The sequence below is a fragment of the Paraliobacillus zengyii genome, from assembly GCF_003268595.1.
In the GTDB taxonomy this organism is placed as follows: Bacteria; Bacillota; Bacilli; order Bacillales; family Amphibacillaceae; genus Paraliobacillus_A; species Paraliobacillus_A zengyii.
This window is the reverse complement of record NZ_CP029797.1, coordinates 688,236-700,555: the sequence shown is the minus strand read 5'-3', so window position 1 is coordinate 700,555 and position 12,320 is coordinate 688,236. Positions and strand designations below refer to the sequence as shown.

Sequence of the window (12,320 nt, the reverse complement as noted above, 5' to 3'; positions counted from 1 at the left end):
TATTTTAAAATGTTTTTTTGGTTGAATATGTATATGACTAAGAAGTTTTTTTATATAACAATCTTTCAAGTGCATCAGCTGGTACTGGTTTACTAAAGAAGTAACCTTGATAATAATCACATTCTTGATTCTGTAATAGATCTAGCACTTTTTGTTCTTCTACACCTTCTGCAACAACTTTTAAACCAAAAGTGTGTGCAATTTGAATCATTGCTTTAATAATTTCCGCACTGCTAGATTCAGTCAATGCATTTTTGACAAATGATTGGTCTATTTTCAAATAGTTGATTGGGAATTTCCGCAGATAACCAAATGATGAATAACCTGTTCCAAAGTCATCAATTGATAACGAAATCCCCATAGCACGTAATGTATTCATTGTTTTAATACAATCTTCCGTATTCTGCATCACACTATTTTCCGTTATTTCAATTTCTAAGTAATTTGGATCCATATTCGTTTGCTGAATTATCATGGCTACTTGATCAGCAAAATCAAATCGTTGCAATTCAATTGCAGATACATTTACTGCAATTCGAACGGGCTTATAACCTTTTTCAACCCATTTAACATGTTGCATGCATGCTTGTCGAACTACCCATTCCCCTAGTTGTATTATTACACCAATTTCTTCAGCAAGAGGAATAAATTCACTAGGTGGTATAAACCCCTTTTCTTTATGAGACCACCGAATTAATGCCTCTAAAGCTATTACTTCCCCTGTTTCCACATTAATTTGCGGTTGATAGTATAACTGAAAATCATCATGATATAATGCTTTGCGAATTTCACCCTCCATGAGAAGAATATCATTATACATTTCATCCATACTCGGCGTATACACTAAACGACTGTTTCTACCATTGACTTTGCAATAATGAACAGCAATACTTGCATGATTCATTAACTCATCTGCAGTTGTTGCATCGTCGCCAAAGAAACTTATACCGATAGAGCAAGTTACAAAAAACTCATTACCATGAAGTGTTAGTGGCTGTTTTATTTGGTTCAATAATGCTTTACTCATTAAATTGATCTCAGTTTTTGAGCCTTCTATTAAAGCAACAAACTCATCTCCACCAAAACGATATAGTTTACCTTTATCATCTATTGTATTTTCCAACCGCTTGGCAATCGTTTGGATTACTTGATCTCCAATAAATTCACCTAACGTATCATTTATGTACTTGAGTCGATCGATATCACAATACAAGACTGCAAAAGAACTTGACTGTTCTGCCTTCTTTACTAATGATTTCATGTCTTCTCTTAATTTACTTCGATTTGGTAAATCTGTTAGTGGATCGTGAAAGGCTAAATGTCTTATTTGCTGTTCTGCTTCTTCTAATGAGGTAATATCAACTGAAGATCCTACTACCTCAATAACTTCACCATTTTCCATGATTGGGGAAAGCATAGAATAAAGATAAAGCGATCCATGTTGATGTTTAAAAGTAACTTCTTCTCCAGCATAAACACGATCAAATTTTTCTATAATACATTCATGATCAGTAGTTCCAAAAACAGCATCTAATGGTTGATCGTATGTATAGTCATTATAAATAGCTAATTTTTTTGTTAATTTTCCTTCAATTAATGAAAAACGATATTCTCCAGATTGTTTGTTTTTTTGAACACGAAAAACTAAGTTCATCAATTGTTGAAAAACCTTATGATAATCATCATTTAAAGCTTCAACCAGCTGTGTTTCATCTTTTTTTATATCATCAATATATGTACGAAATACAGCAAACGTTTTTGTGTGGTTTGTCGGATCAACTAGTGGTACTAATTTCGTCCGGTACCAAACCATCGCACCCTTCTTTGTTTCTGTACAGATATCCCCTTGCCATACCTTGCCTGATTCAACTGTAATCCACATACTCTCATAAAAAGATGCATCATGGACACCAGCATGAAGCGTCCGATAATGATGGTATAACAATTCTTCCTTCTCATAGCCAAGCTGTTCACAAAAATCATCATCAATGTATGTAATGTAACCTTTCTGATCAATGATCATCAGTCGGAATGCTTCACTAACAGCTCCATTTAACGCTTGTGTTTTTTGTATACCTGTTTTTAAATACGTTTCTATTTTTAGTGCGATTTCTTTTATATCTTCCTTATTTGATGTAGCTTGAAGCTGTTCAATTAAGGTCTCTAACTTTTGATAAATGGAAACATTGTCTACAGGGTATATTGTCATATTTTCACCTTTTATCTCAATTTATGTAATTCCTATTGTTTAAGTATACATAAAGTCTGTCAGAAAAAAAAGCTTCTATAATTTTATTAATAGAATTAGTTATCAGATAATTCATATTATTCATATTATTCATGGGTTAAGACCATTTTCAACTTATTTTATACGTTTACTCAATGTACGCTTAACACTGTTTGCTAGTGAATCAACCTGCAACAACTCTTTCATAGCATGTTGGTTTTCACGATCGTGGAATAAAAGATTATGTACGCTCTTAATTGAGAATTCCCTTTTATATTTCTTTTTGAATTTTAAAGTATCTTTAGAAGAAACATAACCTTCCTTGATCACCCGACAATAATAACCTCCATAACCTGTTTCAGTAACCAAAGCTGTTATATCCTTTAATTGATGTACACCAGCTATTTTAAAACAAGGTTGTCGTGGTTGAGAAACTTGAATAATTGCTTCACCTAACTCAAATTCATCACCAATGTAAACTGTTTCTTCCGTTAATCCCTCGATTGTTAGATTTTCACCAAAGGCAGGGATATTAAATTTACGATTATATTTTCCCTCCCAAAAAGCATAATGATCATAAGGATATAGCAGGATTGCTTTATCTAGCCCACCGTGATTTTTCAGATCAGCCTGACCATCTCCATTAAAACCTGTTTTCGATAACCAGATAGATTCCGTAACACGTTCCTTAATAAATCCAGTTTCAACCATTTTCCCTTGTAATTCACGAACTTTGGGTTGTCCAATATTTAGAGAAACAATTTGATATTTCAATTTATTCACATCCTTTATTCTTATTATATATTATTTTTTATATAAGAGAACATCCTAGTTTGTATGTAATTTCTTAGATGTTACAATAGCTAAATTGAGGTTAGATGACACTTTAGTAAAATTCATATAAAAACATGTGATTTAGCCCCCATAAAAAATGCAATTAAAGAGAATAACTATGAATAGTAATATAAACATCATTGGAGGAACATCATGTTTTCAAATGCAGAAATTGGAATTGACTTAGGTACTGCGAATATATTGGTTTATACGAAATCAAAAGGAATTGTTTTAAATGAACCCTCCGTGGTAGCTATTGATACTAGAAATAATCAAGTAATAGCTGTTGGCAAAGAAGCAAAGGAAATGGTCGGTAAAACACCAAGAAATATTGTACCCATTCGGCCTTTGAAGGATGGCGTAATAGCAGATTATGATATTACGGCACAATTATTAAAAGAAATTTTAAAGAAAGTAAGCAAAGTGGCTGGTGTATCCATGCGTAAACCTACTATTGTGGTTTGCACTCCTTCAGGTAGTACCTCAGTTGAACGTCGTGCCATTCATAATGCCGTCAAGAGCTATGGGGCTAAAGAAGTTCATATAATTGAAGAGCCTATCGCAGCTGCAATTGGTGCTGACCTGCCAGTTGAGGAACCAATTGCAAGTGTTATTGTCGATATCGGTGGAGGAACGAGTGAAGTTGCTATAATCTCTTTTGGCGGCGTGGTTTCATGTCGATCTGTCCGAACAGGTGGGGATAGAATGGATGAGGAAATCATTCAATACATCCGTCGGAAATTCAATATATTAATTGGTGTACGAACTGCTGAAAATGTAAAAATAGAAATTGGACATGCTTTAATTGACCATAAAGAGGAATCAATGGAAGTTAGAGGCCGTGACCTTGTGACAGGATTGCCTAGAGTTATCACTGTAACCTCCACACAAGTACAAGAAGCAATACGTGAATCATTAGAATCTATTTTAGCGACAATACATGCTACCTTAGAAAGTTGTCCTCCAGAATTAAGTGGAGACATTGTTGATCGCGGTGTTACAATCACTGGTGGTGGTGCATTATTACATGGTATGCAAGAATGGCTTGAAAAAGAAGTCCACGTACCTGTACATCTTGCACCAAATCCTTTGGAATCAGTAGCAATTGGAACAGGACGCTCATTAAAAATGATAAACAAGTTGCAAAAGGCCGTAAAGTAATCTAATGAAAGAAAAAGCTTGGACTAAAAAATAGTCCAAGCTTTTCTTCCGTTTAACCAAATCCTCAACTTTCTCACAAAACATAAGTGCTACTCGTTGACTGTTTTAAGCTTAGCGAATAGCTGTCATATTGCTTGACAATCCTAAGAAGAGGCTGCTTTCTAAAAGATTGTAGTATATTACGAAACAACTATAGACTCCGACGTAACGTTCTGGTCTTACTCGCTACGTCAGCAAATAGTTTCACTTTCCGTGGGAACAGCAGTATATTTCAAACGCGCTAAGTTACATTGCTTTTATCATCAAGTTCGTAAGATGAAACGCAATGATGCTTACCAAAGCTTAATAAATATTTAATCCTTATTAAGTAAATCTCGAAGACTTTCCATCTCTTCTTTCGTCAAAGTAATTCCTTTACCCATCTTTACGTGATCAGGAGACCAATCACGTAAATCATATTTGGGTTCTCTTTTATTCCAGGAAACAAGGTTCAGCTCTTTGTTCCACCCTTTAGCCGATTCAGATATTACACCAATCGTTTCAATAATTTCATAATTTAAATCTGCCATCTACCTCACCTCTCCTAGAAAAATCCGAACTATTTATTCTAATGTCCATTCAGATAAACTACCAATTGTATATGTAGGCTTAACTGGAATTTTAACTAAATCTTCTTTTGTTGTCACGCCAGTATGAACCAATAACGAATCGATGCCGGCATTAATTCCAGCTAAAATATCAGTAGCATAATTATCACCAATCATAATGGTTTCTTCTTTAGTTGTTCCTAAAACTTCTAACGCCTGTTCCACAATAATCCCCTCAGGTTTACCTATAAATTTTGGTTCTACACCTGTTGTTACTGATAAAACGGAAATTAGCGAACCTGCCCCTGGTAAAAAACCTCGTTCAGATGGTAAAGCAACATCTCCATTTGTCGCAATAAAAGCAGCACCATTTCTTATTTCTAAAGCACCAATTGCTAATTTTTCATATGTAATGGCTCGATCTAAGCCCATTACAACGAAGTCGACAGCTTCATTCGCAATTATTAAACCTTGCTCTTCTAAAGCAAGATGCAAACCCTCTTCACCTATTGGGTATACACGTGCCCCTGGTTTTATTTCAGCGACATATGTCGCTGTTGCCATACTCGTTGTAAAAACATGTTCAGTTGTTGCTGGAACATCCATATCCTGTAGTTTTTGTGCAACATCTCTTGGATGTTTTGTAGAATTATTAGTCAAAAATAAGTATGGTAAATTACGTTTTTCTAATTCTTTAACAAATTGAATTGCTTCGTCAATTTTTTCAGTTCCTTTATAAACAGTTCCATCTAAATCGATTAAAAAACCTTTGTATTTTTTCATTAGTAACCTCCGATTAAACTATTTGTTATTTTCAGAATACATGATAATATAGTACATACACACTAAAAGTAAATTATAAACTTTAGCGTTACATAATGTAAAATAGTTTATCAATAACAGCTTACATGATATTGTATAAGAAGCTATTAACACAAATACTTTATACATCCAGAGGTCCTACGTTTTAACGAAGCTTTACTTTCAATTAATATACATGGGATCTTTTCGTATATTAAACAAAATATTAGATTAAAGAGAGGTAGTAAAAGTCCATGACACTTAATACGCCAAAAGCAGTAATCATTATTTTCGGGGCTACAGGAGACTTGGCCAACCGAAAGCTATATCCTTCTTTATACCGTCTATATCGGAATGGTAAATTATCCGAAAACTTCGCTGTTATCGGTGTCGCACGTAGACCATTAACAAATGAAGATTTCCGAAAGAATATTAAAAAGTCAATAGCAGAGTTTAAAGATGACAATATTGATCCAGATCAGTTTGCATCTCATTTTCATTATAACCCATTTGATGTGGAAGATCTGACTCACTATCAGAAATTAGACAACTTTATAAACGAGTTAGATGAGAAACATGAAACAGAAGGAAACCGCCTATTTTATCTAGCAATGGCTCCTAATTTCTTTGGAACAATAGCTGCCAACTTAAATGCAGAAGGTCTTACAGAAACTGTTGGTTGGTCTAGACTCGTAATTGAAAAACCTTTTGGACACAATTATGAAACTGCTCAAAAGCTAAACAATCAAATACGACAAGCGTTCTCTGAAGATCAAATTTACCGCATTGATCATTATCTTGGTAAGGAAATGGTTAAAAATATTGAAATCATTCGCTTTGCTAACTCTTTATTTGAGCCTTTATGGAACAATCAATATATCGCGAATATCCAAGTTACATCCAGTGAAATATTAGGTGTTGAAGAGCGCGGACGCTATTATGATGGTTCTGGCGCGCTTAGAGATATGGTTCAAAATCATATGTTACAGATTGTTTCCTTATTGGCAATGGAGCCACCAGCAAAATTAAATCCTGATGACATTCGTTATGAAAAAATTAAAGTATTGCGTAGTCTAAAACCATTAGCAGTAGAAGAAGTGGATGATCACTTTATTCGAGGACAATATGATAAAGGTGAAATAAATGGCGAAGAACAAATTGGATATAGAGAGAGTAACGGCGTTGATCCAGTTTCTAATACAGAAACATATGTAGCTGGTAAATTTGTAATTAATAATTTCCGTTGGGCCGGTGTTCCATTTTATATTCGGACTGGCAAACGCATGAAGAAAAAGTCAACTGAAATCGTGGTACAATTTAAAGACTTACCAATGAACCTTTATGCCGATAAAGGAGACACAATTGATCCAAACTTATTGGTAATTAGTGTTCAGCCTGATGAAGGCATCACACTTCATTTAAACGCTAAAAAAGGTGATTATGATACAACAAGTACACCTATAGTTATGCAATATGAGAAAAATGGATTAGAGAAATCAAATAGTCCTGAAGCTTATGAAGTATTAATCAATGATTGCTTACACGGGGATTCTACTAATTTTGTTCATTGGGATGAAGTGGCATTATCTTGGCAATATGTTGATATAATCTCCAAAGCTTGGAGTGAAAAGTCTTCCGATGAGTTTCCGAACTATACTTCTGGAACAAACGGACCAAAAGCAGCCGACGAACTATTAGAAAATGATGGTTTTCATTGGTGGACAATTTAACTTAAATTAAATGTAAGAAAAGAAGCTATTCATCATGATGATGAATAGCTTCTTTTCACTTTTATTAGCTTAACCATTCTGTATGGAAAGTACCTTCTTTATCAATTCGTTGATACGTATGTGCACCAAAGTAATCACGTTGAGCCTGCAATAAATTGGCTGGTAACGTTTCTGTACGGTAACTATCATAATAAGCTAATGCACTAGCGAAGCCTGGTACAGGAATACCCCGTTCCATCGCAATAGAAAGAACTTTACGTAACGATGTTTGATAGTCCTCAACGATACCCTTGAAGTATGAATCTAATAATAGATTTGCTAAAGCAGGTTCACGATCATAAGCTTCTTTAATTTTTTGTAAGAACTGCGCTCTAATAATACAGCCACCACGGAAGATCATCGCTATATCACCATAACGTAAGTTCCAATCATTCTCATCTGATGCTGCACGCATTTGTGCGAAACCTTGCGCATATGAAACAATTTTACTCATATAAAGTGCTTTACGAATTGCTTCTACTAACTCATCCTTATCACCTTCATAAGGTGCATCCTGAGCTGAAGGGCCACTTAATATTTTGCTTGCTTTCACACGTTCATCTTTCATAGCAGAGATGAACCGAGCAAATACAGATTCTGTTATAACTGGTAATGGAACACCTAAGTCTAACGAACTCTGACTAGTCCATTTACCTGTACCTTTTTGACCTGCAGTATCAAGAATCATATCAACCATTGGCTTACCTGTTTCATCGTCTTTTTTCGTGAAAATATCTGCCGTTATTTCAATTAAATAACTGTCTAATTCCCCTTTATTCCATTCAGCGAACACCTTGTGTAATTGATCAGCATCATAACCAAGAATATTCTTCAGCATGAAGTACGCCTCACCGATTAATTGCATATCTCCATATTCAATACCATTATGTACCATTTTAACATAATGACCTGCTCCGTTTGGCCCAATATAAGTGACACAAGGTTCGCCGTCTACTTTAGCTGAAATAGCCTCTAAGATAGGAGAAACAAGATCATACGCTTCTTTTTGACCACCTGGCATAATAGAAGGTCCTTTAAGTGCACCCTCTTCTCCACCAGATACACCTGTACCAATAAAGTGAATACCTGATTGATCTAATTCTTTATTTCTTCTAATTGTATCTTTGAAGAAGGTATTTCCACCATCAATTAAGATATCACCTTTATCAAGAAGAGGTTTCAATGTTTCTATTGTTGCATCAGTAGCAGCACCTGCTTGAACCATAAGTAAGATCTTACGAGGCTTTTCTAATGAATCAACAAATTCTTCAATTGATTTTGCACCAAAGAAGTTTTTTCCTTCTGCTTCATTTTTCAAAAAGTCTTCTGTTTTTTGGAATGTTCTGTTATATACAGATAAAGAATATCCTCTACTCTCCACATTCATGGCAACATTTTTCCCCATTACAGCTAAACCGATTACTCCGAATTGTTGTTTTACCATAGTATTTTCGCTCCTTTTTTAATTAAAAATCCTCTTTCTATCATACGTTGAAATTCTTTACCTTGCAACTCTGCCGTACTAGTTATCTAAAGGATTATTTCACTCCCTCTATAAACTTATAACAAGCTAGCTTATCTTGCAATTGAATTTTTTGAAAAATTCTATTAATACATCAATTTAATTACAAAATAACTATGTGCATAACTTACTAATGGAATCAAAACCTTATTTAAAAAGCTACCAACTTGACAAATCAACGCTTTTGTAATAAAATATTTTCTAGAGCTTAGCCAAGCAATTTAAAATGAAGCAAGTTAAAATTATGGCATCTGCCAATGTTTTTTGAAAGTGTATGAAGGAACCATATACAATTAGCAAGACTTATTCACACTGGATCGACTTTGGAGTCGTAAGGATGTAGGAGAGGTAGGGCTTACATCGTTTAGGTTAGTAAAAACTTCCAGGTGGAGATACCGCGGCAATTTAATGAGATAAATAGAAATTAAATAAAATTTTTACTTGTGAAAATGGCAAGTTATTCTAGGGGTACCTTTCAACTGAAAGGTACCCCTTTCCAATTTCTTTAGATTATATTGACGACCACGTTCTAAACTGGTACGATCTGTTTATCTATTTATTTTATAATCGCAGTGATTATTATGGGTAACACTATAATAGGAGCAGCTTCTGGAGAGATCGTTTTTAAACGACGCCGAAGGATTCACAATCTCAGGCAACAGGACAGAAGAAACTAGACATAACCTTTATGTTTACTGTTATTATCACTGAGATTGGAGAAAGATTCCAATCTTTTTTAATTGGTTATAGAAATAACTCTAAATTATATAGTGAGGTGATTTGCATGAAAAAGCGTGCAGTAGTAAGTGTAATCGGGAAAGATCAAGTAGGAATCATTGCAAAAGTGACAAATGTATTAGCAGAAAACAAAATGAATGTACTAGATATAAGCCAAACAATCTTACAGGATTTTTTCACCATGATGATGCTAGTAGAAATTGAAAGTGGAGAAGATTTAGATGCACTACTTCAACAATTTAAAGAAATTGAAAAAGAATTAGGATTAACTATTAGCATACAGCTTGAAGACGTGTTTCAAGCAATGCATCGGATCTAAAGGAGTGTGACAATATAATGGCAATAGCTTTTACGGAAATCCAAGAAACAATTCGGATGGTACAAATGGAAAGTCTTGATATTAGAACCGTTACAATGGGGATTAGCCTGAGAGATTGTGCTGATTCAGACTTTGAAAAAGTAAAACAAAATGTATATGATAAGATCACTTCATATGCGGATCAACTAAAACCGATTGCAGAGCAAGTAGAAAAAGAATATGGTATTCCAATTATTAATAAGCGAATAGCTATTACACCTGTAGCTGAAATTTTAGGAAAAGCAACTGTTGATCAAGCAGTTGAATTAGCGCAAACGCTCGATAAAGCAGCCAAAAAATTGGGTGTCGATTTCATTGGTGGGTATTCTGCTTTAGTACATAAAGGCATTAGTAAAGGCGATCAGACACTGCTTGATGCACTTCCTAGAGCACTTAGTGTGACAGAACGTGTTTGTGCCTCCATATCCATCGCAACAACTCGAACAGGTATTAATATGGATGCTGTTAAACAAATGGGTACAATCATTAAAGAAACTGCTGAATTAACAAAAGACAATAGTAGTATCGGTTGTGCGAAGCTCGTTGTTTTCTGTAATCCAGTTGAAGATAATCCATTCATGGCTGGAGCATTTCATGGCGCCGGTGAAGGTGAAGCGGTATTAAGTGTAGGGGTAAGTGGTCCTGGCGTTGTTTTAAATGCATTGAAACGGTTTCCAAATGCTGATCTTGGTGAAGTTGCCGACATCATCAAAAAGACAGCATTTAAAATTACAAGAGCTGGTGAATTGTTAGGACGTGTTGTTGCCGAGCGACTAAATGTACCATTTGGTATTATGGATCTTTCATTAGCACCTACAAATGCTACAAACGATAGTGTAGCTGAAATTTTAGAAGAAATTGGTTTAGAAAGTGTTGGTACACATGGAACAATAGCGGCTTTAGCATTAATGAATGATGCAGTTAAAAAAGGTGGAGCAATGGCAAGTTCTTATGTCGGTGGATTAAGCGGTGCATTTATTCCTGTTAGTGAGGATAACGGTATGATTCGTGGAATTGAGAATAATTCCCTTAGTCTTTCTAAATTAGAGGCGATGACATGTGTCTGTTCCGTAGGCCTTGATATGATTGCACTTACTGGAGATGTAACACCAGAAACATTGTCAGCAATCATAGCAGATGAAGCAGCAATTGGCATGATCAATAAAAAAACGACAGCAGTTCGTGTCATTCCTGTAATTGGAAAAACAGAAGGAGACGTTGTTGAATTTGGTGGTCTACTAGGTCGTGCACCTGTTATGGGTGTCAATCCTTTCAGTTCCGCAAAAATGATTCAACGTGGTGGTAGAATTCCTGCTCCACTCCAAGCATTAATCAATTAAAGGATTGCATAACATATTTATGGTCGTAATACATTTGTCGATTCTTTCTATTTAACTAAAAACCTATCTCTCAATTTCTTGAGAGATAGGTTTTTCTTGTTTACAGATTAACATTTACAATTCAAATTCCCATTCGTCTTTCATATATAGATATAAAACAAATAAAGTATTTTCTATATAAACAGTATCCTTGTTATCAACTGTTCGATCTATTTTAGGGAAAATAATAGTTGCCACTTGGTTGGTAAGTTGATACTTTTCATGCATAGGCAAACCTTCATAACGTTCACAGAAGGTCTTTATTAAATGCCAATCTTTTTGATCAAGTGCTTTTTGTTGCCAACTTTCTAATACAAGATTTTCTTTAGATAGACCACGTGCAGATATTATCTTTTCAATCGATTTTTTTCTCTTCTTTTTACGTTTTGTTATATTTTCATGAACTACAATTGTACCCGCAGCTAAATCACCTAACCGTTTATGTTTCGGATGTAAAAAGACGAGTAACATGCCAACAAAATAAGCCGCTGGAAGCGAATCAATTATGCGCAGGAAATTTCGGATAAAACTTGAAAGCAATGTGATACTGTGTCCATTGTCTTGAATAACTCGAAGGCCGATTATTTTTTTCCCTATCGTACGACCGCCCCAAAAATATTCTAGAAATAAATAGTAACCCGTGTTTAAAACAAAAATAATAACGATTATAACAGCAATGAATGTTTCATAACCATTAAATAAAAGTATAAGATCTTGATCCAGATCAGATTCCAGCAAAAAAAATAAACCTAGAAAGATTAAACCATTCAATAGAAATAAAAATAACTGATCTATTATAAAAGCTGCTGATCTACTTCCTAATCCCGCGATTGAAAATTGTAGTGAAACATATTCTGGTGTTTTTATACTTACTTGTTCTTGTTCCATAATTCTCGCTCCTTCCAAGTAAAATTATTCCAAAAGGCTATTCATTTTACTATATA

10 protein-coding genes and 1 riboswitch are annotated in these 12,320 nt (G+C 34.7%); of the genes, 4 read left to right on the top strand and 6 right to left on the bottom strand.

What is annotated here, in order from left to right:
- Window positions 1–37 precede the first annotated feature (37 nt).
- Window positions 38–2,209: a sensor domain-containing protein gene (locus tag DM447_RS03470; protein WP_112179919.1), complete on the bottom strand. Its 2,172-nt coding sequence runs from the start codon at window positions 2,207–2,209 to the stop codon at window positions 38–40.
- 153 nt (window positions 2,210–2,362) lie between these two features.
- On the bottom strand, window positions 2,363–3,001 hold the full coding sequence (locus DM447_RS03465; RefSeq protein WP_112179918.1) for an MOSC domain-containing protein: 639 nt from the start codon (window positions 2,999–3,001) through the stop codon (window positions 2,363–2,365).
- A 213-nt stretch (window positions 3,002–3,214) separates the two neighbouring features.
- Here DM447_RS03465 and mreBH point away from each other — a divergent pair, with 213 nt between their 5' ends.
- Window positions 3,215–4,222 (top strand): rod-share determining protein MreBH, encoded by a 1,008-nt coding sequence (mreBH, locus tag DM447_RS03460; RefSeq protein WP_112179917.1) that lies wholly within the window; start codon window positions 3,215–3,217, stop codon window positions 4,220–4,222.
- 353 nt (window positions 4,223–4,575) lie between these two features.
- Here mreBH and DM447_RS03455 read toward each other — a convergent pair whose 3' ends face one another.
- Both DM447_RS03455 and DM447_RS03450 read right to left on the bottom strand, forming a co-directional pair.
- Entirely contained in the window at window positions 4,576–4,791 is a 216-nt protein-coding gene (locus DM447_RS03455) for a YdbC family protein (RefSeq protein WP_112179916.1), read from the bottom strand.
- 33 nt (window positions 4,792–4,824) lie between these two features.
- Window positions 4,825–5,592 (bottom strand): TIGR01457 family HAD-type hydrolase, encoded by a 768-nt coding sequence (locus DM447_RS03450; protein WP_112179915.1) that lies wholly within the window; start codon window positions 5,590–5,592, stop codon window positions 4,825–4,827.
- A gap of 272 nt (window positions 5,593–5,864) precedes the next feature.
- Between DM447_RS03450 and zwf the strand changes: the two genes are divergently transcribed.
- Window positions 5,865–7,340 (top strand): glucose-6-phosphate dehydrogenase, encoded by a 1,476-nt coding sequence (gene zwf, locus DM447_RS03445; RefSeq protein WP_112179914.1) that lies wholly within the window; start codon window positions 5,865–5,867, stop codon window positions 7,338–7,340.
- Between the two features lie 64 nt (window positions 7,341–7,404).
- Here zwf and gndA read toward each other — a convergent pair whose 3' ends face one another.
- Window positions 7,405–8,823: an NADP-dependent phosphogluconate dehydrogenase gene (gene gndA / locus DM447_RS03440; RefSeq protein WP_112179913.1), complete on the bottom strand. Its 1,419-nt coding sequence runs from the start codon at window positions 8,821–8,823 to the stop codon at window positions 7,405–7,407.
- 677 nt (window positions 8,824–9,500) lie between these two features.
- A riboswitch (glycine riboswitch) is annotated at window positions 9,501–9,578 on the top strand.
- Between the two features lie 107 nt (window positions 9,579–9,685).
- On the opposite strand from gndA, the gene DM447_RS03435 reads away from it, so the two are divergent.
- Both DM447_RS03435 and DM447_RS03430 read left to right on the top strand, forming a co-directional pair.
- On the top strand, window positions 9,686–9,958 hold the full coding sequence (locus tag DM447_RS03435; RefSeq protein WP_112182640.1) for an ACT domain-containing protein: 273 nt from the start codon (window positions 9,686–9,688) through the stop codon (window positions 9,956–9,958).
- A 17-nt stretch (window positions 9,959–9,975) separates the two neighbouring features.
- The gene (locus DM447_RS03430; protein ID WP_112179912.1) at window positions 9,976–11,337 is read left to right on the top strand and encodes a PFL family protein; all 1,362 of its coding nucleotides are present in this window, start codon (window positions 9,976–9,978) and stop codon (window positions 11,335–11,337) included.
- A 114-nt stretch (window positions 11,338–11,451) separates the two neighbouring features.
- On the opposite strand, the gene DM447_RS03425 is transcribed toward DM447_RS03430, so the two are convergent.
- Window positions 11,452–12,264: an RDD family protein gene (locus DM447_RS03425; RefSeq protein WP_112179911.1), complete on the bottom strand. Its 813-nt coding sequence runs from the start codon at window positions 12,262–12,264 to the stop codon at window positions 11,452–11,454.
- Window positions 12,265–12,320: the final 56 nt, after the last annotated feature.